This is a genomic window from Glaesserella parasuis (assembly GCF_017352235.1).
Lineage (GTDB): Bacteria > Pseudomonadota > Gammaproteobacteria > Enterobacterales > Pasteurellaceae > Glaesserella > Glaesserella parasuis.
In genome coordinates, this window is record NZ_CP071487.1 from 1,751,263 (window position 1) to 1,776,344 (window position 25,082).

Consider the following 25,082-nt stretch of genomic DNA (forward strand, 5'->3'; position numbering starts at 1 on the left):
CTATTTAGTTTTGGTAGATGTTGAGGATGTTTTTTTCACAATAACATTAGGTACAAAGGCTTGATTTGGAGCACCTTCAGTGACTAAATAAACTACAGTAGTATCTTCTGGCGTACCTTTTTTCCCTAACCAATTATGCTGAAAAGTGGCTGAGTAGAAATATCCCTGTAAATACCGTGGGTCTAGATTAACTTGGTAAGGAGCTAAATTCTTTAGTCTTACTGCGGTGACAACGTATCCATCAAGTCCCCAACTATCTAATGGTGTAGCTAAAATACTTAAATTTGGCATCAATGTAGGCAGGCTTTTTGGTAGTTTTGCCGCTATTCTACGTACACCAGGGAGAGGTTCTACCGTTCTTAATGGGGCATACAAGGATTGAGCTGCATATCTAGTGAGTGCTGCTGGGGGAGGTAATTGACTTTTTACTGGATTTTCCATGCTTACATCTGGGTCAGATATATCTGTTTGAGCAATACCAGTCTTATTATTAGAAACAGATTCATCGAAAATAATTCTGACGGATTCTAATTTACCTGTATTTGCTTTACTACGCACATCAAGTAGGACAATTTGCCCTGTTTCCATATCTCTTAATTGGATACGGTTTAAATCGAAAGTTTCGTTAGCTTTCAGGTAGACTGCACCACCTGTACTTTGTACTCGTAATTTACCATCTAATTCTGACGGTAAACCTACTTGAACATTTTTATCGACAAAAACGATGCGTTCTTGATTGACATTCAGATCGATAGGGAGTGGAACTCGATTCCATTGCATAAGAATTTCACTTTGTGCAGGAAGTGACAGTAACGTAGTTAGTAGTAATGTTGATTTATTGATTGTCATAAAATTACTCCCATTATTTTTTCTCTTCTTCAACCTTGATTTCAATACGTTTAGGTGTTGAGCGATAGCAATTAAGAGCAAGCCCCCAAGGGTTGGCTTCAGGATTCAGATCGTAACGAACAATATGTAATGGATAGCGAACAAGTACTCGTTTAACAGGGTTATCTAAATAATATTCATCGGTACTTAAGTCTAATGTAACATCCCAATCATCTTGGCTATTAATCGTTACTCTTGATTGACTGAATCCCCGCCCTGGAATCTCATATACACCACGAACACGATTTCGTAGTTCACCTAATAAGTTACGATTTTCATAATCTCTCAATAAAAATTGGTAGCAGTGTGGTGTCAAATAGGCTTGAAGTGCCTCAATATTTTTCTTATAGTCCACTTCGCCATCTTGTGGCCAACGGTTTAACTGCTGGAAAATATAGAATGAAAATGCGTACACCGTGGATGGTGGTACCTCCCACCATGCTCTTACAGAGCCAGAGCGTAAATCAGGTGGATTATGAATAGTTAAATATTTAGGAGATGAATACCACCCATAAGCAAAAATACCTGAAATAATTGTAAGAATGAGAATAACTAACCGTAAACTTTGAATATGAAATCTTTCGCTTGTAAGTGCATGTTTATATTTACTCATTTTTTACCCCGTTGTTTAGGTGTACGTTTGATAGACCAGTATGTATTCGTTGTAATAAATCGTGACGGACTCTTTTTGAGTTCTATGTAGCGTTCCAACCAAGTATCAGGTTTTCCACGTTTAAGGCGAGAAATATAAGCACCGCCGAATCGCATTGATAAGTAGCCAATTGCTAACATCCCCATGGGAATTGCATACCAATCAACTGGGAAAAGAAGGATCATCAACAGTCCCAATAAAGCACCAATTACTGCACCAATAAACATCACTAAAATTAATTCAATAAATGTCATCCCTCTAAATACTGCTGGGCGACGATTTAGACGTTCTGGAATAAATGCAATTGTTTCTGTTGATGCTTCTTCTTTCATACAAATATCCTTATAGAATCTTACTTGCCTCGGTAATTAGCCAAATGATAACCACAAGTAAAATGGCACCAACAAGTGCAAGCATCCCTAAATCACCCCATTTCTTACGACCTGCTTGCACTTCACCAAATTCAGAGATCAAAGAGCCTGCCACTTTCATAAATGCATAAGCACCAAGCAAGAGTCCACCTAGGATAACAGCATCATAACCATGATTTTTTATCGTTTGCATGATACCTGTACCTTCACCACGAGAAGGTGCTTGCATTTTTGGTAAATCAGCAAGTGCTTCATTAACGCTTAGGATAGTTAAAGATACGGAGGTGATAACTTGATTTCTAAATGATTTAAGAGATTTAGATGCTCTTTTGATAAATTTTTTCATAATGGATCCTTAATGAAAAATTGACCTAACTAACGCAGTAAGAAATAGGTGAGAATCACAATGACTATGGCAAATCTCACAATTAATTTTAGGAACTTGGGAATGGTTGTTTTACCTTTCACAAGTGCGTCATAATTCTTCAAGATGATGTAAGCAAAAATGAGAAATAGGGCCGAAAAAATCAAACCTAAGAGAAGATAGTTGAGTTCACCTACAGGGCTATTTGCTCCAATCTTAAAAGCTTCTACAGCAGTATTACTCATTTTTGATTCACTCTAACTTTGTCATACTCTCCCGATAACGTTCGGATTTGTCTTGGGTCACGTGGTTGAGCTCGATTACTATTTATGTAACGATCAATACCATCACGAACAATAGCAATATCTTGTTTAGCCTTTGCATAGTCAAAATACACTCTATCTTTAACTCGGATGTTACTAGCATGTTTTTGTGCTCGATACAAAGCTTGTTGAGCTGACTCTAATTGACGAATAGCCTGCTCAAGCTCGGCTTTTTCATTGGCATAAACAGGGAAAGAGAAAAATGTAGATATCAGAAGAAAAATGGTTAATTGCTTTTGCATTATGAACTCCCATCTGTTAGTTACTGCGAGAAGATAATGCAAAAAATAGGTGAATAATGTAATGTGAAACTGTACAAGGAAATCAAACAATTTCTATAAAAAAACCATCTCGGTTATGGTTTTAACGGAGATGGTTTTATGATGATAAGTCTAGTGTCAATTAGAGATATTTTTTGAAATTTGATGCAGTTAAAGCAATCATAATACCGAATAGAATAGCTGCGGGTATGAGAATTAAATTTGGATGAATAGATATAGGTATAGCAAGATAAATGATCCATGCGATAAACATAACGGGGGCTACTGATTTTTTTGCATGGTGATACTTGAATGCCGATTCTCTACCAACCCCGAAGCGGCGTAAATCTCGTTGAACAAGTCCATCAGTTAAGCCGACAATTGCGACTAATATAAATAATGGGCTAGTAAGAATAATAATTAAGAGTCGAATAATAAAAATAATAATGACATATAAAGTTGACTCAATGTACGATCTTGCATAGAACCAAATATAGGCACTAACGCCAGCGTCTTGTGGGGTATTATGTAACCAAGTCTGTAAACCTGTTTTAATAAATAACCATTCATGAATAAATACAATGGTTTGTTCAGCAAGTATGACTGGATAGCTATAAAGTAAACTTTGTTGAAATTGGGCAGAAAACCAGCCAAATTCTTCTTTCATAACATTTTTACTGTGCATAGCACCTTGTTCTGGCCACACAAAAGTAATACATAGCCATTCTATGATAATACTTAAGATGAGTGAGGCTATTAATGTTTTGGTGATCGTACAGAGAAAATTAGGTTGTTTTTGAACCACCTGTTGAGGGGTTGATTGTTGATTTTCTGTCATTAGTGCACCTTACTTTGAGACAAAATTTCACATTGAACTAAAATCTCACCTGGATATTTCTTATTAAATCGAAGCCAAAAACAGAATTCGTTATTAGAATTGGTTGCTTTACCTACATCAGGAGCTGTCCACATTTCAATATCAAATGAATTCAAATAATCAGATAGTCGATGCAAAGAGCATTGATTGTCATGCCAATATGGAAAAATGGTTTTGGCAAAAAAATCTAAAGAGCCTCTCCCACAATTTGTGTAAATACCTGTTTCTGAGATAATACATTCAGACACAGGTATTTTATTATGAACGAAAAACAACTTCACGCCTTGGCAGCGGAATTTGCCAAAAACCTAAAAACACCAGAAGACCTCAATCAATTTTCACGGATGCTCAAGAAAATCACCGTCGAGGCTGCGTTAAATGGTGAACTGACCGACCATCTTGGTTATGAAAAACATCAGCCTAGAAAAGGTAAAAATGCACGTAACGGTTACACATCTAAGACCGTCATTTGTGATGAAGGTGAGATAGAAATTGAGACGCCTCGTGACCGTGACGGCACCTTTGAACCGCAACTTATCAAGAAAAACCAAACCCGCATCACAGGAATGGATGAGCAGATTATTGCCTTATATTCCAAAGGGTTAAGTAATCAGGAAATCGTTGAAATGTTCAAAGAACTCTATGATGCGGATGTGTCAAGCAGCCTGATTTCTCGCGTTACCGACGCCGTGAAAGAACGCGTAATGGAATGGCAAAATCGCCCACTTGATGCGGTTTATCCAATTGTTTACCTAGATTGTATCGTAGTGAAAGTACGCCAAGATGGACGAATTATCAACAAATCCGTGTTTGTTGCCTTGGGTGTGAATCTTGAAGGACATAAAGAGTTATTGGGGCTTTGGATTGCTGAAAATGAAGGTGCGAAGTTCTGGGCGAATGTGCTGACAGAGCTTCAAAATCGAGGCTTAAAAGACATTTTTATTGCCTGTGTAGACGGTTTAAAAGGCTTCCCGGAAGCCATCAATGCAGTCTATCCTAAAACGAAAATTCAGCTTTGCATTGTGCATTTAGTGCGTAACAGCTTGAAATTCGTTTCGTGGAAAGATTACAAAGCCGTCACCGCAGATTTAAAGCAGGTTTATCAGGCCCCGACGGAAGCACAAGCTCGCGAAAATCTGACCGCACTTTCGCAAAAATGGCAGGCAAAATACCCGCTTGTGGCGAAAGGCTGGGAAGATAACTGGGCAAATATTGCCACATTTTTTGATTATCCGGCTGATATTCGTAAAGCGATTTATACCACGAATGCTGTGGAATCGCTTAATAGCGTGATTCGTCGCGTGATTAAAAAACGAAATGTATTCCCGACGGATGATTCAGTTTTCAAAGTGATTTGGCTTGCGATTAAAGATGCATCAAAAAAATGGACAATGCCGATTCAGAACTGGAAACTGGCGATGAATCGATTTATGATTGATTTTGGTGATCGCTTAGACGATCACCGTTAAGTTGAAATGGGTGTTTACACAGAATTTGGGATAGGGTCAATCTAAACGCTCTTGATCAAACTTCCCTGCACTAGAACAAAGAAAATTAGGGCTCTCTAAATCAATAAAGCGATCAGGAATATCAGTTATCAATACTTCTAAATGTGTTTTCATTGTTTTTCTCTTCTGGGAATAAAGTTTTACTAAGGTTTTCAAACGCTGCGACAGCATCAGAATTAGGTTGGTAGCTATTCACACCTTCCCACCATGTTTCAGTGGTTTGGTAATTGTCTTGCATATATTTTGCTAATTGCTGAAGATCTTTAGGCATTAGATCATCTTTATCTTCTACGGGTAACGGCATACGTATTTTCCATAGTTGGCTACCTTCAATTAAAGCAAAAGCTTGTCCTTTAGGTAGATTCGTAATATCTGCTGCAGATAACATTGGCTTCTGTTTCTGTGTAACACGATCGCCTGTATTCGAACCAAAATGTTTATCTGAGCCAGGATCTGAACTATCCGTAGTACTAGATAATGCCATGACTTCTAGTACAGTAACTTCATGTAAATTCTTGGTGAGTACTTCTGCTGTTGCTTGTTCTTTAACTCTTAACATCACAAGTGAGTTGAAGTTTCCAACTATTTGTCCTGCTTTAGATGCATCTCCTGTTCTTGCTTTAATATCAGAAATAGTTTGAGTATATGCAGTTACTTGAACGCCAGCACCACCGCCTTTATTGATTAATGGAATAAATTCATCACCAATCAACTCATTAAATTCATCGCAATGTACATTGATAGCAATCTTACTATTTTTATGAGTGAGAGATTGTGGAAGCCCTTCATTAATACCAAATTTATAGATATGACCAGCCATTGAAACAAGATCTGCAAACATAGAATTTCCAACTGCAGATGCAACCGTCAAATCAGATAATGCATCTAATCCTATGTAGACAATACCACGTTTACGAATAATCTCTTCCCAGTCAAATATAGGGCGTGTATCCGAGATATTAGAATAGTCTGGGGAGAGTAATTCGGCTACTTTACCTGATGTTAGTTTTTCAAGTAACGGAAGTAATGAAGCGACAATTTTATCAAAGTACGTTTTATCGTACCGCACAGCACTGCATAATCCATCTAAAACAGGATCGAATATCTTGTTATCCCGAATGTATTGGTCAACAGCGACTACCATTTCACTACGACCACGCATTGCCAGAGATAAATTTTTTTGATCTATATTTGCAGCTACTTCAGCAATTGCTAACCAGATATTTTTATCTCGTTGATCAAAATAAAATTTTGCGTAATCCAAGAATAACGAATCAATACTACGTACAAATTTTGCAATTTGTTCATAATCAGGACGTCTACCAAGCTCAACGAGAGCTCTAGCAATGATATTTACGAAACGCCATGCAAATTCTTTGAATGCGGCAGAATTCCCAGCCCCACTTAGTTGACCAGAAATACGAGAGGCAACTTCCGTAATTTTGTTGAAACGACCAACCGCATTATAACGTGCTGAAATATCGGGCCAACCTAAATGAAATACATAGAATTCATTCTCTCGACCAGCTCGTTTAGCTTCAGCATACATACGTTTTAAAATGTCAGCATCACCTTTAGGATCAAAGAAAATGACAACTTCACGCTCATTAAAGGTTTTTCCACGATGAATGTCTTGAGTAACCAATAATTCAGCTAATCGAGTTTTTCCTACACGAGTGGTTCCTAACACTAACATATGTCCTACACGACTAGCGAGAGGGATAGTTACATTTACCTCATTTAACTCAATACCATGAATAGCAGGAATCCCCTCTACTGGTGGCAAGGGTCTAAATGGGTTAAAGGGACTATCTTTGGAAGTTAACTTGGTGATGAAGCTTTCTTCATGTTTTTTCTCAAACTCTTTCACAAAGGTATAACATTTTGATGGGGCTAAATATTTTTCTCCATTTGCTTGAAAGCAATCATGCAATCGTTGAGTATGTTTTTGTGTCCATCGAAATCCTAGCCCTAAAAATAAATGTTTTTTCATAACAGGGATTTCCTTACTAGACATAGCATATCTCGGTAAACGCTTAAGATTTCTATGGTATTTGACAACTTTCCAGCCTTCAAGAGCTCGTTTTATACCTAGTACAGTAAAGCCTGCAGAAAGCCCATACCCAATACTTGGAGTTAAAGCCACTGTCCAAGGGGCAATCGCACAGAGAGCCGCCGAAGCTCCACAAACAGCAGATGTATAAAACTCAACAGGCGGTCGAAGCAATGATTCTACTAGAAATTTATTACTCATTGCGATGCTCCTTCTGATGTAATTAAAAGTGGGTAATGTGATATACCTAGCCTTTCTGCGAGGGTGTCTGCGGGTGAAGGTATCAGAGTTAATGTTGGCACAATCGCTCTCAATTCTTGCATTTGACTAACCGTTTGCACATTTATTACTAATCCCGTGGCATTTAACTCAATCAATTTTTGTTTATTTTTTTCTAGCCAACTTTGGGATGATACATCATAGCCAATTAAGAATATTGGTAGAGCACCAGGCAGATTAAATTTTCTCGTTTGTACCGTACCTATAGACCATTTATGAGAAATCACTGGTAGTAACTGTTCTTCTGAAAGTTGAGCGGGAACCGCATTTGGATGTATTGGTGCATCCTCTGTATGTACAGGCTGTATCGGTTCATAAAATCGAACAGCGCTTTCTCCACCGAAATCAGCAATGATATTTAATTCTGCAGATACGAGAGAAGGAATAAAGAAAAACAGCGAATAAAAAGAGAGCTTATATTTCATCATAATGGGTTTATCCAAATAATTTTATTAGCGGTTGTTGGTTCAATCCATCTTATTGAAGGTAAATCATTCTTTGATTTAGATATACGACTTTTTGTATTCTGTGTAATAGGTAGATTATTTATTGGAATGTTATTTGCAATGAGTGCATGCTGATAGTAACGACTTTTTTGATAAATAATAAAATCTCGTACACTCATGTTTCTCGTCATACCATTTAGTTTCATATTACGAATATCGTCTTTTGTTGACTTACCAAGTAAAGCTCGGTGATATCCGTCCAAGCCTATATTATGAGCCATATATAAATTAGCATCTGTTACTTTTATACCACGTTGATTAAATTGTTCTGTATGCCAACGAGCGAGAAGCCCTGTCGCAAGTGTATTGATATACTTATTATGGCGAGGATCTTTATGTGTCCCTCTATTTTTACTTGTAATAACACTCATACCAATTGCCTTTCCTTCAGGCATTGAAGCAAGCCAATTCCATGTTCCAACAGTAAACTGACCGACTCCAAGAGCACCTGTTGGAGATCTTTTGCCATACCATCCATCTTCAATTTTAACCAAGCCACGTAACATTTTTTCATTGACTTGATAGCGTTGAGAGGATTCTTTAATGTAGATATCAATCTCTTTACCAAAACCATAGAATGGTTTAGCAATTGATGCTGGTATCATTAGTAATGGTAAGTATATTAATAGACGAGCGACTGCCATTCCCCATCTCCTTTGATTTTAAATGCTGCAGGCATTTTTCCTTTTGCATATTTTAGCCAGTATCCACTGTCGTGATTTAACGTGATTTGTCGAGCTCTTACTTTTGCAATATCAATATTATTCTTCAATGCCCAATTTCGTATTGTTTCATCATTTTGCATACTATCTACAACGTAAATATCAAGAGGATAATTTTGAATATATTCCTGTAAACGTTTTAAGTTATCAATGCAAGGCTCGCAGTCTGTTCGGGTGAAATAAATAACTCGGTTAATTGCAGAGGTAGGTTGTCCTGAGTCATCCATTCGGAAAGGAAGTTGATTAGGATATAATCTTTCAAAAACTTGATTATATGCTATTTGGAAGGCAAACTCCTTTTCCACTCTTTGATACTCTTTTTTAGCCAATAGTTCGGCATAATGTTTTCTTTCATTGTCACTACGGGCCTCAACACCTAGCATAGTGAGGGGATCTAGATTTGGAGACCAAATTCCACGAGCCCCTTTTTTGAGTTCTTCATATCTTAGCCATTCTGTTTGCGTCAATCCCCATTCAGTCCATTTATTTTCTGAGCTTTGTGAATGCTGAATATTGAGACTTTTCTCCACACTTTGTTGTGTCGACTGGGCTTGAGAGATGGTATTTGTTACAGAGGTTTGATTTGCGAATGAGAAGGATGTGCTTAGAACTGTACCAAATAGTACAAATAAAGTGGTAATATGAAATTTCATAGTCACTCCAATATTGATAGTAAGTTGAAGTGACTATGCCAAAAAAGAAAAGTGAGTATAAGAAAAAATTCTATTGAAGTTTAAAACAGTTAATTAGTAGTCCTCAGGAACGATAGCTTCAATTTGTACTTTCGGCTCTATTGGTTTAGGTATGGAGGCTCGTCTTTCGTAACATATTTGTCGTAAAGTATCATGAACTGTTAATTCATATGCTTCACCTGCTAACATCTGTAACGCATCTCGTAATTTCATTGGACCAAATTGATAATGTACTTTAGGAAGTTGATGATTAAAGAGGCTTCTTACTTCAGGGCTAGAAATAGAACAGAGAGTATATCCTGTATCTTTTAGCGTATTCCAAATTCCTTGTTCAACGGTCAAATTATAATAGACTTTTTTCTTTTTACCGATCATATCAATATTAACTACTTGCTCAAGAAGATATTTTTGTCCACCGACAGGTGAGCTACTGACAAGGGTATATCGTCCATAACGTACTACTTCAGGGTATTGCTCAAAGTTAGAAGTATAAATATCCTCAGATACAGTTCTTGCTACTTCAATAGGTGCAGGGTTAGGATTTAAAGACGTTGGGGATGATGAATTCACATCTACAGCCAATTGGTTTTCAGGAATCGGAATGCCTGGCGCAATTACATCATTTGGGGAAGAATTATTTTGATTAGATGAGTTTGTCTGTTTTGCACACCCTGTGACAATAAAGGCACTGAGAATTGACAATAATAGTGTAGATGTTTTCATAGCGTGCTCCTTTAGTAATAAGTGACTAAAGAATACTATGCAAAAAATCGTTGCTTTTATTAAGAAAAAAACCGAATTAAAATTTCAACAATTTTAATTCGGTTTTGAATTAGGATATCTATACCTACATGAATAGGTATAGATATTATAGTTAAGACAAATCGCCAGATTCAACAAAAGAGTAAAAATCTTGTCTAGATACGATAATGTGATCGAGTAAACGGATGTCCATCAAACAACAGGCTTCTGATATCTTGCGTGTGATCATATGATCAGCATTGCTTGGTTTTATCATACCTGATGGATGATTATGAGAAATAATAATCGCAGCAGCATTACATAATAAGGCCATTTTGATAATTTCTCTCACATAGACACTAGATTCATTAATCGTACCAAAAAACAACTTTTCAGTCTTAATTTCACGATTCTGATTATCTAAAAAGATCGTTGCAAAGACTTCTCGCTCTTCAAAACCAATCAGAGCTTTTAACATTAACGCTGGGATGCAAGGGTCTGACATGGTCGCAGATTTATCGTTAGGATAAATCGCAGCCGTTTCCTGTAAAACACTTTCATATAGCATTTTGGCTTGCTCTAATTTTTGTTGCTGTTCATAAGATAATAATGCGTTCATTATGTATTCTCCTAAATAAAAGGGAAATACATCCCACTAGGAAATGTATTTCCTAGTGGGTAAAGAATGTTAATTTAACCCCAAAGAATTTGGGCTAGTTTCACTTTTTGCTCTAATTCATTGACTGATTTTTTAGCGTAAGTAAGTGAATAGGCGTGAGAGCGTTTTTCTGGGTTGTCTTTCAATTCTTTATGCGTCTCTTTGGCTTGCGCCAATTTGGCCGTAAAGTATTCAAGACTTTCTGGCATTGATAAATCAATTTTCTCAGCCATGGATTCCCAATAAGCAATTTTGCCGTCATAACTTTCGGCTTTTTTCATCTCTTCAACGGCCTTATCCATTCTACGAGCATTGCGATCAATTAAAGCTCTGTGTCGTTTCTCACTATGATGTCCAATTTTAATTGGCTCACCTAAACGAAGAAATTCACGTCCCTCATTAGCTGCTTCACAATATTTCTCGCTACGCACCATTGCACTATCCGCATATCCTTGATAGCGTTCGGCTTTCGTCGCTGCACGAGATTGGCTATTTAAGCCATCACAACGAACAAATGAATAGAAGTAAAACCCATCTTGTTGTTTGACAAGATTATGTATTTCAACCTCTGTTTCATTGCCGTATTTGCTGGTAAGTACAATGCATTCACCTTTAGCGTGAGCATCAGGACATTTAGCAATAAAAACATTAGGTGCAAATTTAGTATAAGTGTTAGTAGTCATCGTATATTCCTCAAAAAATGAAGGAAAATACGATTCCCAAAGGGAGTGTATTTCCCTTCAAGGGTTGTTAGTGTAAAATTTAGTGAATTCGATTTTGTTTGACACAGTTCCAATAATCATCGACGGTACAAATGTCCCAATCATTGATCACAAGATGAGTATCAATCGAATTGATCCAAAAGAAGATGTTTAAATCATCTATTTCTAAGCCTGTTTCATCACAGAAATGTGAAATTATTCGCTCAAGTACTAAATGTTGGTAGAAGTTACCTAGAACAGGAAGCTTTTTACTTTCTCGAGCAAATTCCCATACTTCATCATCATTAACCCAATCACTATAATGTAAAAGGATATCTTCCCAAGCAGCACATTTGGGCGAGCAATTAAGTGGTATATTGAAAAATGACATAGTGTTTCTCCTAAATAAAAAGGGGAAACACACCCGCTCGGGTAATGTTCCCCAGTGGGTGAATATGTAATCGGATTTATAAAAGTAAAGAAAGTTGTCTAATCGTCATCATCGTAATCATCGTCATATAAAGCACTATAAGCCTCACTGACTGCTTCATCCGATTTTAATCTGGCATTAGCAATAGATGAGATAGAAAGATCAAATCCTTGCTTTAATGTTGCCGAGATAAAACATTGCCTTTCTTCATTGTTTAGACGATAAGCATAATCACTTAATCGTAATAAAACGTTATAAAACCATTGTTCTAAAACCATTGATTGATACACACTATCGGTAATGCGTTGCACTAGAACATCCGCACGAATACGGTCATATATCTCTACGAGCGGAAAAGGTTTAGAATAAAAGTTGGTAATAAACATGGTAAACTCCTAGTTGAACAAAGCCCAACAGTCGTTGGGCTTTATAGGTTAAGCATTTGATTCATCTGTATCTCGTTTAGGCTCTTGGTATTTCAATTCGCCATCAATTTTAAGCATCTTAATGCGAATCAAGCGACCTTTTAAGGTCGTACCAGTATCGCCTTTTTTATGGTATTTACTATCACTTGTGTAAGTGAACGTATCGACCCAGAGATCTGCCATTACGAACGAAATAAGCACTTTCTTTTTCGCCTCTACAGCTTCTTGGCAACGTCTGATAAGTTTTTCAGTTTCAGCGCCAACGACATTCATATCGAAATAACGATATTCAGGTTCGTCAGATGAGCCAACTAATGCAGCGATACGGCAAGCTACAAATTCATTTCCTTTTTTTGGTTTTACGATACGAATATCGTTAATATAACCAATACCAGAAGTGTGTAAGTTAAAGTAGCTAGCTTTTTGAGTAGAAGTTTGAGTAGTCATAGTTTGTTTCTCCAAATGTAAAAAAAGCGGAGAAACATCCTTGCCCAACACGGGAAAAATGTTCCCCGCTAGGGTTAATTGTTTGGGACCACAAGAGATTTTTCTTATGGAAGAATATGGTTAAAGAGACATTCCTGCATAATGGAACAAAGTTCATCAAAAGCAGAATCGCTTTTCAGAATGCTGAGCGATATTTGGGAGTTTTAGTTCATCTATACACGATAGAGCGTCGCTTTTCAGGAACTATGCGACTTACTAAGTGCTATCAACGATAGCTGCTTAATGCTGATAAACATAAACCTAAGTATGTTTTTATTAAACAATAAATTGAATATTGAATTTAGATATTTAATCCGATACACAAGAGAGAAAATAAAAACCCTAGAATTTTACTTCTAGGGCTTTGATTAGGATAAGATTAAAAATCAATGATTACATACAAAGACTAAAATCCAGATAAATTTGACCATATAATACAGACTAATAAATAGCATCTGTTCTCGTCAAGACATTACTATTTGCATCTACACTATCCGATAACGATGTGGTCTTTTATCGGCATAACACGCACCAAATGGCACAAAGGGCACCCATTTTTTCACCAGTGGGCACTGGTTAAGATAAATGTGCATTGCTGCAAAGACAGAAATAGATTTTGTCAAAATCCATTTTTGTCTTTGCAACAAATAACGTAGAGATAGCGAAAGCCTAAGTAAAATAAACACTCATAAGCGAACTTATAACTCTCTTTCAGAGTGCCGAGAGTATTTTGGATTGTCATTTGATACCGACAAATGACCAAAACGGATATATCGTTTGAATTTTAGCACGCTAAAGAGCAAAGATCTATTTGGGTTTAGCTTAAGACTTTTCCCCGAAACTGATCGTCCTTTTTCGTTGTAAATTTGCGCTTTTTCTTTACTGTCCCAATATTTTCAATGCCATCACAAGATGGGTATTTTGTACAACCCCAAAAAAGTCCATTCTTACCGTTACGTTTAGTCATTGGAGAACCGCATTTAGGGCATTTTTTGATTTCAACATTACCCATATTCATACCTTGAGATAAACAGACCTTCATTAAATGACGAATAAAATCTTCCTGCTTTTTCATGAACTCAGTGAGGGTCAAAGAACCTTCTGCTATTTGGTTAAGAGCTTGTTCCCATAGTGCGGTTAAACCAGGGTTTTTCAATAAATCAGGTAAGCTATCAATAAGAGCCACAGCTTCGGCAGAAGCGAGAAGAGATTTTTTCTTTTTAAGTAAAAAACCTTTGTCGATCAAACCTTGAATTAGTCCTGCTCTTGTAGCTTCTGTCCCAAGCCCTTCTGTTTCCCGCAATCGTTGTTTTAGCCGTGGATCGGTAACAAAGCGAGCGGCATTTTTCATTGCTTCAAGCAATGTACCTTCAGTATAGTGAGCGGGAGGTTTAGTTCGCAGAGTTCGAATATCAGTTTGAGTCACTTGGCACTGCTGATGAGTATTTAATACAGGAAGTCCCTGTTTGTCGTCTCCTCCATCTTCTTCATCAGCATGTTGACCAAATAAGATACGCCATCCTGGAGTAACAATGACATTCCCTCTCGCAATCAATGTGTGCCCAGCAGACTGGAGTGTGACGATAGTTTTATCTGTTTCTAAATGAGGTAAGAACTGAGCCAAATAACGACGGCGAATTAGATCATAGACTTTCATTTCATCATCATTTAGTTTGCTAAGATCAGCTTTTTTGATAGTTGGGATAATACCGTGGTGAGCAGTGATTTTTTTATCATCCCAAGCTCTACTTTTTTGTTGTATATTTAGACGTGGCAATAAATTTTGCAAATGGGCATCTGAGCTGACTAATGCACGAATCACCATAGGGGCATCTGTAAATTGTGATTCTGGGAGATAGCCACAATCAGAGCGAGGATATGTCGTAATTTTATGTATTTCATATAAGGATTGTGCAATATCTAAGACTTGCTGTGCACCAAAACCAAACAAACGGTTACATTCTCCCTGTAAATCACTTAAAGCATAGAGCAATGGTGGGGCTTTTTTCTCTCGCTTGGTTTCGACAGAAACGACCTTAGCTGTACCTGCTTGCTTAATTTGGGTCTCAGCTTGTTGTATGACACGACTATCAAGACAAAGTCCTGATTCATCTAAATATTGCTCAGGTACTGAAAGTCCAGCGATAAATTTTTCACCAGTAGAAGTTGCCAACTGAACGGATAACGCATAATGTGATTTAGGTACAAAATTTGCAATTTCTCTGTCACGATTTACTACAAGTGCGAGCGTAGGGCTTTGTACTCGCCCAACACTCAGTGGTTTTCCTGAATATCCCTTTGACTGAGCCATCAAAGTAAACAAACGAGAAAAATTCATACCAATTAACCAATCTGAACGACTACGTCCCATGCCTGCATAATAGAGAGACTCTGTCTCTTTGCCTAGTTTGAGAGATTGTAATGCCTTGCGAATACTGGCATCATCAAGAGCAGATAGCCAGCAACGCTGAATTTGCCCACGGTATCCTGCTAAATCAAGTAGTTCACGAGCAATCATTTCACCTTCTCGGTCCGCATCGGTGGCAATGACTACTGAAGAGGCTTTCTTGATAAGTCCAATCACTACATTGAATTGTTTCTTAGATTCTTTTTTAGCTGACATTTTCCATTGAACAGGAATAATCGGGAGAGTTTCAAATGACCAGCGTTTCCATGCTTCATCGTAATTTTCTGGTTGATATAGTTCAACTAAATGACCGAATCCCCAAGTCACGACAATAGATTTATCTTGTGTTGTTAAAAGTCCATCACCATTCACCGTGGCGCCTAATACATTAGCTAGATCTCTTCCCTGAGAAGGTTTTTCACAAAGATAGAGCTTCATACGATATCTCCTGCAATACTTGAAGAATTTAATAATAGATATGCAAAAAATAGAGAACAATTATTAATTGTTTGGGAAAGGGAAATAAAAAACGGCATCCTTTCGGATGCCAAGTATGCCAACCTAGTTAGATCGTTGTGGTCTTTCTAGGGTCTATCTGTGTTGTTATAAACTCTATTCTTACAGAAAATAGTTAATAGCAATAGAATTATATGTAAATCCAATTTTTTTATTTAATAGCTTTTAGAATATCAGCTTTAATTTCAGCTGCAAAACTTTTACTCCCACGAACCTTCCAAAATATTTGGGTGCCTTTGCCATCTTTTTCTAGTGTCACATCTACATAATATTGACCTTTATTACCGAATGTTTCAGCCATACGATAGTAGACACCAGGCGTTCTTTCATGAACATATCCACCTTCAGTGATAGCAGCTTCTTTCCATTTACAGCTAATATCAACATTTGGATTACATTTCATGGCTTCTTCTTTGGTAGCGAAACCGATTTCTCGCTTAATACGCACATAGAGTGTATCTATATCTCTTTTTGAAGTAATAGAGTCTTCAGTTACCTGTCTATTTGAATTGATAGATTGATTAATGTTACCAGCCCAATCTCCAACCTTACTATTAATTTCCGAAAGTTCAGCACAGCTTGAAATTAGTAGCATAGAAATAATACATAAACTGTGTTTGATGTAACGCATGTAATTCCCCTTAAAAATGAGTACCTGAATAGATTAAATGAATATCTATGGTGGCCACTTGTTTTACTACGCTGGCCCAACGTAAGGTTGTGTTAGTTAAATTACATAAATAGAATGTTTGCTAAAACCGTGGTGAATTGGAGAAAATGGAATATCATCATCGAAATTATCCATCGGTGGTTCAGGTTGTGGAGAGTGTTTTTGTTGAGATTTTGTCTGCGACTCACCTAAAGGTGGTGGAAAATTGCTTGGTTTACTGTCTAACATCTGTAACTCAGAAGCCCAAATTTCTGTGGTATAGCGATCGACACCATTTTGATCTTGCCATTTGCGTGTTTTCAATTTTCCTTCAATGTATACTTTCGAACCTTTATGTAAGTATTGCCCTGCCACTTCAGCTTGACGGCGAAATAATACAATACGGTGCCATTCAGTGACTTCTTTCCGTTCCCCCGTATTCTTATCATTCCACACATCACTTGTAGCAACACTGAGTGTTGTTACAGCATCACCATTAGGCATAGTACGAACATCAGGATCTGTACCAAGATTACCAATAATTGTGACCTTATTCACGCCAGACATAGTCATTCTCCTTGTAAGTATAAGTAGTTGCTTTATTAGACGACATTTATCACTTAAAGAGATCAATTAATTGAACTTGTTTTGCCATGAATTTCTATCTTACTCAATTTAGTGATCGATTGATAATTCATTATCCACTTCAATACTAAATCTGGTTTTTACAATCGACATTATTACTCCGTAAGACAAAGGCTTTTTCTCGTCAAGGGTAAGGGGGCTTGCACCCTTACCCTTGAAGGCCTTTTATTACAGGCTATGCATACATGATATTTCTAGGCTATGCATACATGATATTTCTAGGCTTTGCATACATTATTTAACATACTGTTCAATTTGATTCAGCTTATCTTTACACTCTGTTAGCTGTCGAATAATGTGAGCAATAATTGCCATTTGCATATTTAATGTAATACGCTCTTTTTCAGCCTGTACCAAAGATGCCTTTAGTGATTCAGGCTGGTTAGGATCTAAAATAATACTTCTCCAAGCAAATTCTCCATTTTTAGAATTACTGATATTTCGCCATCGTAAATAGCTTGCACCTGAGCGGCTAGCATTATCCTTGATAAACAGAAGGGGCAATGTAGAGATCAGGTTCTCTGATATTCCCTTTATCATAGTGGGCTGAAGTTCAATAAAGCCCTGACGCACTTTATGAGCTTCATCAAGTAAGAGCTCATAAGTTTCTATATTTTCAATCTTACCGAATAGACTACGAATAAACCCATTCAGGTTGGTTTTCTGCGTCAACGTTTTATACATATCTTCAGGGATGAGACTGTACACATTCATGAATTTACTCCATTACTTCTGAATCGCTTGTTACATCATCAAGTTCTGAGCCAGCTTGCTGATTTTTAATGTTTGGAGCAAACATAGCTCGTTTTTCACCACTAAGGATATCTGTTGGTAATTCAAATCTGAGTCGTTTTATCGCCTCTTGGTAGCGGACATTATTATCTCGAGCATCCTGTCGAGTTATCCCTGAATTTTTATAATTATCAACGACACCAAAACATTTTCGAATAAGTCCTGCACCAGTTTCTAGCCACTCACGAGCCTGATCTTTGGTCATGATAGCAATATGCGATGCTGTCATTACAGAGCGAGCAAGCATATCGAATTCTGATAATAGATAAATTAGTTTATAACCTAATTGAGAGTTTACATAGATAGGATAAGTGACAGGTGAAATATTGGCACAGCGAGAAATATCAATACCTTCAGGAATATTATCGGCATAAATATCAACAAGATCACTGATAAGTTTTTTCATTTCAGCAGTGTATTGTAAAACTTTATCTTCAAAGTTTATCAAATACCAGTCTGCGTAAGGGTCGTCGTTACTAGCATCTTTTTGAATTTGAGAAAGAATCGAGAGACATGCAGGCATGCTAAGGATTTGTGGTTTAATGATCTTATCGCCCTCTCGAACAATTGGGCGTCCTAACCACATTTTAGTGGCATATTGAGAATGAAGTGTGAGCGTAATATTACTACGTAATGCACCTAATTCATGGTTATATTCCTGAGTCATAATTTACCCCTTTTATTTTGATTAAAAATAGCACCAACTGTCGCCAGTGGCGACACTTTGTATGTTTTTTGTATCAACTGCCACCTGGGCGGCACTTTGTGTATTTTTTGTACCAACTGCCACCTAGGGTGGCACTTTGTGTATTTTTTGTACCAACTGTCGCCTAGGGCGACACTTTGTATATTTTTTGCACCAACTGTCGCCAGCGGTAACACTTTGTATGTTTTTTGTACCAACTGCCACCTGGGGCGGCACTTTGTGTATTTTTTGTACCAACTGCCACCTAGGGTGGCACTTTGTGTATTTTTTGTACCAACTGCCACCTAGGGTGGCACTTTGTGTATTTTTTGTACCAACTGCCACCTAGGGTGGCACTTTATATATTTTTTGTACCAACTGTCGCCAGTGGTAACACTTTGTATGTTTTTTGTACCAGTTGTTACCCACAGCTGTATCGTTAGCTAGATTTCATCGACTGAGATAGATGACGAATTATCTCAAGTGATTGATTTCGTTCAGCCTCTGATGGAGAGTGAACAGTATTTGGTAGATATTTCGTAGCCCTAGAAGGGTATTTGTCATAATGTTGTTTGTTTTCCGCTTGTTGAGCTTTGTTAATCAAATATGGTTTGAATTCTCCCACAATCGCTCGCTGAACAATTTTGAAAAGATATGCCGCTGGTTTTTTGATATCACCTTTCGATATGCGTTCTTTAGCTTCAAACAAGATTGCCTTGCGAGTATCGTCGTCAAACGGCTGTAATGCCGACAAAATCGAATTTTTCTCCAATGCACTAAGTTGGAATCCATCTAAGTCATTCAAATGAGAATCGTCTCCAGTACTAGTACTGTACTTTATATTAGTACTTTTAGTACTAGTACTATGGACTTCCACATAGTTCCGATATGGAACTAAGCCTAAAATCAATGGGTTAGCTTCATGTTGGTGACAGAGTTCCATATTGGAACTCTGTGGGTTTACTGATGTTTCACCAAGTTCCCTATTATATTTGCTGAGTTCCATATCGGAACTCAGTAGTTTTTCCTGAGTTTCTTGGACGGCAATAGCTATATTTTCAGGTAATTCAGTAGCTGTTTTTTTCGATGACAACACTATCCTTATGATGCTTATAACGTTCTTTTATTACACCAATATGAGATATAAAGTGCCATAATTGGTCTTTATGTTCCAAAATTCGAGTAATTATTGCTGAGGCAATATCTCTAACTAATGGATCTTTATGTAAAGCTGCTTTTTCAACAATACGCAGATAGTCACTGTTGAGTTGAATAGCATCTGTGAGACTTAGTGGCTCATCATTCATGATGTACACATTACCTAATACTTGTCCATGAGCATTTCGAACAGTCTCACACAATGTAAGCCAACGAGTTAATCTAAGGATCAACAATGTTTGGCTCACCACCTTTCTTGAAACAGTCTTTCCTTGAAAAGCTCTATCTGATAACCATAAGCTTAATTCTTCATACGAAGGAAATACTGAGCCTTGAAACTGATATGCATTCAATTTAATAAGTTGCCAAGCTGTTTTTGCTCTAGGTGTTAAGTATTGATCTGTTAATAATCTAAGTGGTACCGTTTCATGGCGATTACCAACATATAACAAACCTTGAAAGAGATTTTTTTCAAGCTCATTTTTTTGTTCTACTTTTTCAATCAATTTTTTTCTTGCAACTTCAGTTTGAATATTTATAATTTGCTTGTTCATGTGCAGCTCCATGCGTATGGATAATGAAAAGTATCAAACCGAGATAGCCCCCTATCTCGGTTTTCTTATCTAGAGATTCCCTTTTTCCCATAAAGAAACTAAACGGGAGACTTCAGTCAAACTTACTTTGGATTCTTCAGCAATAAACATCAGTAAGTCTAAACCTTCTTCGGATTGTTCAACATTTTGAGTTAAAGAGTCCTTATGAGAATTCCACAGTTGCCAAACAAGATGCTCTTCCTCTTCTGTTGCATTACGTTTTCTGCCCATTGCTTCTTTGATACCAAGTAATTTTCTTCTTGCCGAAACTTCAGCAGAACTCCAACCAAAACGATGATTCAGCATCTCGGATGATGCACCCAATTCCAACGCTCTATCAATAATATTACGTTGGCGAGTATTCTCTCGAACTGCTTCAACGAGATTCCAAAATGTGCCATGATTTACTTGAATAGATGCAAAAGAAATATGGCTTTCACTTAAATCTTGAATCTCCTGTGTTGTTAAATTATCAATTGCTGATAATTCAGATTCATCAAAACCTAATTGGTGGCAATAATGGATTTCACCTCTTCTAATATGAGATAAAATCTCACAAATAATGGCTTGATTGAGTGTTGTATTAAGCATCTTATACTCCCATACGGACTTGTTCTTTTATATAACGGACAATACGGATAAGGCGGAAAATACGAACGAGCACTAGGTCAGAGATTTCTGGTGCATCTCGTAATGTACCAACCAATGCTGTAGCAGATAGTGTTAATAGTCGCTCTACATCTCTTTTATCTATGTTATCGGTCATCAATATAGACAGTAGAGAGTGTATAAAGACCGTTGTTTTATTTGGCTCAGTAATATCTAATGGTAATACAGTAAAACTGTAGTCTACGAGTTCATAGACCACGTGCTGAATAAGATGAGCAATACCATATTCTTCTGCAATATCTAGAGCGAGAGAAAAGGCATCCATCTTATGTGAGCGATTTGGATAAATTTTCCAAATATTAGTGACGGGTTGCTTACCTTGATTTGCGAATTCCAATCCATTTTCTATCGCTTCTTCAGCTCTCTGAGTTTCTGGATTGACACCTGGGGTTAATCCATATCCAGCAAAGTGTTGTGCGATAGCTTCAGAGAGTTCATTATCGGTATCAATACTTGGCATTGATATAGATGCTAAGTTACTAGAATCTCCGTTTGGAATATTGAATTGGTGATCGACTTCATCCACAGATTCTGGCTCATTCGATATTGTAGATACCGACATAGAATAGGGAGTAGCATCTTTAGCTTCTTTTTGTGATGTAACTGGGGTTTCAGCTGTTTCTTTATGATTCTCCTTATCTTGAATTTCATGTATACGATGCTCGCTATCCGTTGCACGTTGAATGATTTCGGGCTGCTTTTCTAGCAAACGTTGTAATTTTCGCTCTTCCAAATTGATTTCTAATTTAAGAGCTTCATAAGTAACTTGATATGCAAAGGCTTCAGAAATGTTGCCAATCAGTACATCCTCAAATTCAGAGATGGCAAAATTTTCAGGTGACTCATCAAAAGGAGAGAGTGTATTCATCCATAATTTAGAAAAATCACTATTTACAGGAAATTCTTCTTTATACTTGTCCCAAGAGTTTTGGGCGTTTCTATGGATAGTTAATAGTTTCTCTATTTGTGCTTTACCAAATCCAGATAACAGTATATTAGGAATATGGGGGTATAAATAAGTTAAACATTGCTCCATTCTGGCAATAATTTGGTTTGAGATCGGATATCCATTTTCACCAAGCTTTTCTGATAATTTACGATGAGAAAAATATTCTTTATATTTTTCTTCATATAATGCCTTAACCTCTCTAATTCCCAAGGCTTTTTCAATAAATGAAAGCTCCCCACGAATATCATTTTCCGCTAAATGCCCAATAAGCATATTGAGCTTAGAATTGATGTCATTAGCTTCACCCTCCCAAGGCTTAAAGACACATTCAATAGACCAAAAACGAGGATCTTGGGTTTCTGTAAACAACTCTTTCAAAGCTTGTAAGCGAGTATTACCGCCGTCAGCAATAGTATAAAAACTATCGCCTGGACGCTGTGTAACATTAGGTGCGTGATCGAGTCCTCTTGATTTAATAGATGCCTTAATTTCTTCATAGGCTGGATTTTTGGTTTTACGAGGATTGCCTTCATAGGGGCGTAATTTATCCAACGTAACTACAATTAAACGTTTTTTATGTTCACCTGAAACAGTATGAGCTGTAGGTGTATTATAGTCTGGTGATGTATTGTGGATTGCAGGCTGAGTTAATTGCTGCAACATACTTAGTCGTCTTTCTTCTTTTGATTTTCCATTAGCAAATGGATTTTTTCCACTACTCATAATCTGCTCCAAATTTATATTCTTCATCAGGTATATTCTCAAAGAGAGAGTATTGACCATAAAACTTCGTCATTACCGTACCGATCGGACCGTTACGTTGTTTGCCAATGATGATTTCAGCAATTCCTTTTAACTCCGAATCTGGGTAATAGACATCATCTCGATATACAAATAATAAGAGATCTGCATCTTGTTCTAAGGAGCCTGAATCTCTTAAATCTGAAGGCATTGGGCGTTTATCTGCTCGTTGTTCCAAATTTCTATTGAGTTGAGAAAGAGCTACCACAGGGCAATTGATTTCTTTCGCTAACTCTTTCAGTGACTTAGAAATATTCCCAATTTCAAGATTTCTATTTCTCCCATCTTTTGCGGTCGGATCAGACATTAGCTGAAGATAATCAATAATAATCATCGAAGGCTGACCATATTTCCGTACATTTCGGCGAACCTTTGTTTTCAGTATTTGTGGAGTTAAATAGCTACTGTCATCAATAAGCAACCTATTTACCCAATTATTATTGATATATTCAAAAGTCGTTGAAAATCTAGCCCAATCTTCGTCGTTCATGAGCATTGCTTGGCGCAACTTTTGCGATTCCACCCGAGATTTCATAGAAATAAAACGCTGCAGAATTTGATCTGCTGGCATTTCTAGACTGTAATACTGCACAGATTTATCTTTCTGAGACTCTAGAGCACCATCAGCAAATACAATAGATAAGGCTGTTTTCCCCATTGATGGTCTAGCCGCAAGAATAATTAGGTCACTATTTTGTGCTCCAGCGGTATTTGAATCCAATCGTTCAATACCAAACGATGTTCCTGTAACCACAGAATTAGTTTTACAACTAGCATCCATTTTTTGTAAAACTTGTTTAAGGACACCTGCTAGGTCAACAGTGGTTTCTTCATGAACATTTAGGGTAAGATCCGTCAGTTTTTTTTCTGTCTTTTCTAATAAAGTCTCTAGCGATTCTTGTGAATTGACCTTGATAGACTCTGTTTTGAGCTCATTACCGAGAACAAATAGCTCACGAGCTTGACTGTCACGTCTAACAATAGAAGCATAAACTGCGGTATTAGCAGAGCTAGGAGTATTTTTACTAAGCTCAATGAGATAAGAAAAATCTAATTGATCTAATAAATTTAGTTCTTTCAGTCTCCGTTCCAAAGTAATTACATCTACAGGTAAATTAGCCTCAAAAAGTTGAGACATAACCCTAAAAATGATTTTATGTGCCCCAATGTAAAAATTATGTTCATTCAACAAGAGAGAAACGTCATCCCATAATTCATTATTGATGAGTAAGCCGCCTAATACCCCCTGTTCAGCATTCATTGAGTAAACTAGTGTTGGCTGATATGTAGTAGATGATTTAGTCATACTTTCCCCCTATTACTTACATTTTGTAGTGAATTTATCCACCCATTGTGGGAAAAGTAATGAACACAAAATCCTGATATTTTCAGCTTCTTTAGAACTATGTTTGTGTACAGGTAGAGCTCTAGTAGCTGCTTCTCGATATGCGACCCGAGAAGGGATTACAAAATCAAGTAATTCAATATTTGAGTTCTCTGTATTTGCAAATAAATCTTTGAGATTAGCGATAACCTCTCTTGAATCATTAGTATGATCAACGCAGTTAATTACTGCTTTGAGTGGTGGAAGATGTATACCGTAGTCTGTAAAAATGTGTAGATTTTTATATATACCTAAGGTACCACGCATAAATTCACGAGCAGATACCAACTCTGGTCTTAGTGGAGAAAGGATAAGATCGCTAGCAAGGACTGTCATATCAACAGTTATGCCTCGTGTACCTCTAGTGTCAATGATGATTAAATCATAGCCATCAATTTTTTTAACAAGCTGATTAAATTTTAGGATACCTCCTGGTGTACTTGTAAGCTCGGTAGAGAGCTTATCTAGTGGGTCATTAGATTGGATTAAATCCAAGTTAGAAAATTCGGTCCGAGAGATAATCTCATTTAATGGAAGATCAGGGCGAGTGAAAAATTCATACAATCCAAAAGGTGCAGAATCTTCAATATGATAATAAGACGATAGGGTAGGTTGAACATCAGTGTCGATCATTAAGGTTTTAATACCATGATCAGCACAAAAAGCACCTATATTTGCGACATTAGTTGATTTTGTTACTCCACCTTTAGTGGACATTACAGTAACAATAAACGGTTTGATAGACTGTGGCATACAAATCTCTCCATTTTAATTAGTAAAGAAATTTGTCTTTTGTGCAGTCTAAGACGATGGTGCCTGAGGTCGGACTCGAACCGACACGCTTTAGGGGCGACGGATTTTGAATCCGTTGTGTCTACCGATTTCACCACTCAGGCAT

The 25,082-nt window shown here is 37.2% G+C and carries 30 protein-coding genes and 1 tRNA gene; 1 reads left to right on the forward strand and 30 read right to left on the reverse strand.

Annotated features, from left to right (window positions below; all coding sequences use genetic code 11):
* From J1G47_RS08935 to J1G47_RS08970, 8 genes are all read right to left on the reverse strand, one after another.
* Positions 1-843 carry a TIGR03749 family integrating conjugative element protein gene (locus tag J1G47_RS08935; RefSeq protein WP_042905584.1) on the reverse strand — a complete coding sequence of 281 codons (843 nt, stop codon included), beginning with the start codon at positions 841-843 and terminating at the stop codon, positions 1-3.
* Between the two features lie 19 nt (positions 844-862).
* Positions 863-1,501, reverse strand: coding sequence for a PFL_4703 family integrating conjugative element protein (locus tag J1G47_RS08940; RefSeq protein WP_021112553.1), 639 nt, complete (start codon positions 1,499-1,501; stop codon positions 863-865).
* Entirely contained in the window at positions 1,498-1,872 is a 375-nt protein-coding gene (locus tag J1G47_RS08945; protein ID WP_021112591.1) for a TIGR03750 family conjugal transfer protein, read from the reverse strand. Before J1G47_RS08945 ends, J1G47_RS08940 begins: the two co-directional genes overlap by 4 nt.
* A 10-nt stretch (positions 1,873-1,882) precedes the next feature.
* Positions 1,883-2,257 (reverse strand): TIGR03745 family integrating conjugative element membrane protein, encoded by a 375-nt coding sequence (locus J1G47_RS08950; RefSeq protein WP_021112521.1) that lies wholly within the window; start codon positions 2,255-2,257, stop codon positions 1,883-1,885.
* Between the two features lie 29 nt (positions 2,258-2,286).
* Complete coding sequence (locus J1G47_RS12225; protein WP_042905578.1) at positions 2,287-2,520, reverse strand: DUF3262 family protein; 234 nt, start codon at positions 2,518-2,520, stop codon at positions 2,287-2,289.
* The gene (locus J1G47_RS08960; protein WP_021112558.1) at positions 2,517-2,840 is read right to left on the reverse strand and encodes an integrative conjugative element protein, RAQPRD family; all 324 of its coding nucleotides are present in this window, start codon (positions 2,838-2,840) and stop codon (positions 2,517-2,519) included. Before J1G47_RS08960 ends, J1G47_RS12225 begins: the two co-directional genes overlap by 4 nt.
* Positions 2,841-3,000: 160 nt before the next feature.
* Entirely contained in the window at positions 3,001-3,696 is a 696-nt protein-coding gene (locus J1G47_RS08965) for a TIGR03747 family integrating conjugative element membrane protein (RefSeq protein ID WP_021112543.1), read from the reverse strand.
* On the reverse strand, positions 3,696-3,983 hold the full coding sequence (locus J1G47_RS08970; RefSeq protein ID WP_207326585.1) for a hypothetical protein: 288 nt from the start codon (positions 3,981-3,983) through the stop codon (positions 3,696-3,698). The genes J1G47_RS08965 and J1G47_RS08970 overlap by 1 nt, the downstream gene beginning before the upstream one ends.
* A 12-nt stretch (positions 3,984-3,995) precedes the next feature.
* Here J1G47_RS08970 and J1G47_RS08975 point away from each other — a divergent pair, with 12 nt between their 5' ends.
* Positions 3,996-5,204 carry an IS256 family transposase gene (locus tag J1G47_RS08975; protein WP_016527735.1) on the forward strand — a complete coding sequence of 403 codons (1,209 nt, stop codon included), beginning with the start codon at positions 3,996-3,998 and terminating at the stop codon, positions 5,202-5,204.
* A 121-nt stretch (positions 5,205-5,325) separates the two neighbouring features.
* Here the strand turns inward: J1G47_RS08975 and traD are convergent, their stop codons facing one another.
* The 22 genes from traD to J1G47_RS09085 form a co-directional block, all read right to left on the reverse strand.
* Positions 5,326-7,497 (reverse strand): type IV conjugative transfer system coupling protein TraD, encoded by a 2,172-nt coding sequence (gene traD, locus J1G47_RS08980; RefSeq protein ID WP_021112508.1) that lies wholly within the window; start codon positions 7,495-7,497, stop codon positions 5,326-5,328.
* Entirely contained in the window at positions 7,494-8,003 is a 510-nt protein-coding gene (locus J1G47_RS08985) for an integrating conjugative element protein (protein WP_021112528.1), read from the reverse strand. The genes traD and J1G47_RS08985 overlap by 4 nt, the downstream gene beginning before the upstream one ends.
* Complete coding sequence (locus J1G47_RS08990) at positions 8,000-8,725, reverse strand: murein transglycosylase (protein WP_021112547.1); 726 nt, start codon at positions 8,723-8,725, stop codon at positions 8,000-8,002. Before J1G47_RS08990 ends, J1G47_RS08985 begins: the two co-directional genes overlap by 4 nt.
* Entirely contained in the window at positions 8,704-9,456 is a 753-nt protein-coding gene (locus J1G47_RS08995; protein ID WP_021112582.1) for a TIGR03759 family integrating conjugative element protein, read from the reverse strand. The genes J1G47_RS08990 and J1G47_RS08995 overlap by 22 nt, the downstream gene beginning before the upstream one ends.
* A 93-nt stretch (positions 9,457-9,549) precedes the next feature.
* Complete coding sequence (pilL2, locus tag J1G47_RS09000) at positions 9,550-10,218, reverse strand: PFGI-1 class ICE element type IV pilus protein PilL2 (RefSeq protein ID WP_042906592.1); 669 nt, start codon at positions 10,216-10,218, stop codon at positions 9,550-9,552.
* Positions 10,219-10,369: 151 nt separating this feature from the next.
* Positions 10,370-10,855 (reverse strand): RadC family protein, encoded by a 486-nt coding sequence (gene radC / locus J1G47_RS09005; RefSeq protein ID WP_021112539.1) that lies wholly within the window; start codon positions 10,853-10,855, stop codon positions 10,370-10,372.
* A gap of 74 nt (positions 10,856-10,929) precedes the next feature.
* Positions 10,930-11,577 (reverse strand): DUF3560 domain-containing protein, encoded by a 648-nt coding sequence (locus J1G47_RS09010; protein ID WP_021112518.1) that lies wholly within the window; start codon positions 11,575-11,577, stop codon positions 10,930-10,932.
* 79 nt (positions 11,578-11,656) lie between these two features.
* The gene (locus J1G47_RS09015; RefSeq protein WP_021112552.1) at positions 11,657-11,986 is read right to left on the reverse strand and encodes a hypothetical protein; all 330 of its coding nucleotides are present in this window, start codon (positions 11,984-11,986) and stop codon (positions 11,657-11,659) included.
* A gap of 98 nt (positions 11,987-12,084) precedes the next feature.
* Complete coding sequence (locus J1G47_RS09020) at positions 12,085-12,411, reverse strand: hypothetical protein (protein ID WP_075605528.1); 327 nt, start codon at positions 12,409-12,411, stop codon at positions 12,085-12,087.
* 48 nt (positions 12,412-12,459) lie between these two features.
* Positions 12,460-12,897, reverse strand: coding sequence for an STY4534 family ICE replication protein (locus J1G47_RS09025; protein ID WP_021112535.1), 438 nt, complete (start codon positions 12,895-12,897; stop codon positions 12,460-12,462).
* 856 nt (positions 12,898-13,753) lie between these two features.
* Positions 13,754-15,781 carry a DNA topoisomerase III gene (locus J1G47_RS09030; RefSeq protein ID WP_021112534.1) on the reverse strand — a complete coding sequence of 676 codons (2,028 nt, stop codon included), beginning with the start codon at positions 15,779-15,781 and terminating at the stop codon, positions 13,754-13,756.
* 229 nt (positions 15,782-16,010) lie between these two features.
* Positions 16,011-16,490, reverse strand: a complete 480-nt coding sequence (locus tag J1G47_RS09035) for a hypothetical protein (RefSeq protein WP_021112590.1) — start codon at positions 16,488-16,490, stop codon at positions 16,011-16,013.
* 96 nt (positions 16,491-16,586) lie between these two features.
* Complete coding sequence (gene ssb, locus J1G47_RS09040) at positions 16,587-17,075, reverse strand: single-stranded DNA-binding protein (protein ID WP_021112584.1); 489 nt, start codon at positions 17,073-17,075, stop codon at positions 16,587-16,589.
* A 312-nt stretch (positions 17,076-17,387) separates the two neighbouring features.
* On the reverse strand, positions 17,388-17,867 hold the full coding sequence (locus J1G47_RS09045) for a DUF3158 family protein (protein ID WP_021112594.1): 480 nt from the start codon (positions 17,865-17,867) through the stop codon (positions 17,388-17,390).
* Positions 17,868-17,871: 4 nt separating this feature from the next.
* Positions 17,872-18,612 carry a PFL_4669 family integrating conjugative element protein gene (locus tag J1G47_RS09050; RefSeq protein WP_021112564.1) on the reverse strand — a complete coding sequence of 247 codons (741 nt, stop codon included), beginning with the start codon at positions 18,610-18,612 and terminating at the stop codon, positions 17,872-17,874.
* Between the two features lie 457 nt (positions 18,613-19,069).
* Positions 19,070-19,573, reverse strand: coding sequence for a hypothetical protein (locus tag J1G47_RS09055; RefSeq protein WP_207326586.1), 504 nt, complete (start codon positions 19,571-19,573; stop codon positions 19,070-19,072).
* 124 nt (positions 19,574-19,697) lie between these two features.
* On the reverse strand, positions 19,698-20,342 hold the full coding sequence (locus tag J1G47_RS09060) for an STY4528 family pathogenicity island replication protein (protein WP_207326587.1): 645 nt from the start codon (positions 20,340-20,342) through the stop codon (positions 19,698-19,700).
* Between the two features lie 69 nt (positions 20,343-20,411).
* Positions 20,412-20,972, reverse strand: coding sequence for a DUF2857 domain-containing protein (locus J1G47_RS09065; protein WP_021112531.1), 561 nt, complete (start codon positions 20,970-20,972; stop codon positions 20,412-20,414).
* A 1-nt stretch (position 20,973) separates the two neighbouring features.
* Positions 20,974-22,722 (reverse strand): ParB family protein, encoded by a 1,749-nt coding sequence (locus J1G47_RS09070; RefSeq protein WP_021112550.1) that lies wholly within the window; start codon positions 22,720-22,722, stop codon positions 20,974-20,976.
* Complete coding sequence (dnaB, locus tag J1G47_RS09075) at positions 22,715-24,106, reverse strand: replicative DNA helicase (protein WP_021112585.1); 1,392 nt, start codon at positions 24,104-24,106, stop codon at positions 22,715-22,717. Before dnaB ends, J1G47_RS09070 begins: the two co-directional genes overlap by 8 nt.
* A 12-nt stretch (positions 24,107-24,118) precedes the next feature.
* The gene (locus J1G47_RS09080; RefSeq protein WP_021112517.1) at positions 24,119-24,937 is read right to left on the reverse strand and encodes a ParA family protein; all 819 of its coding nucleotides are present in this window, start codon (positions 24,935-24,937) and stop codon (positions 24,119-24,121) included.
* Positions 24,938-24,994: 57 nt separating this feature from the next.
* Positions 24,995-25,080, reverse strand: a tRNA-Leu gene (locus J1G47_RS09085).
* Positions 25,081-25,082 lie beyond the last annotated feature (2 nt).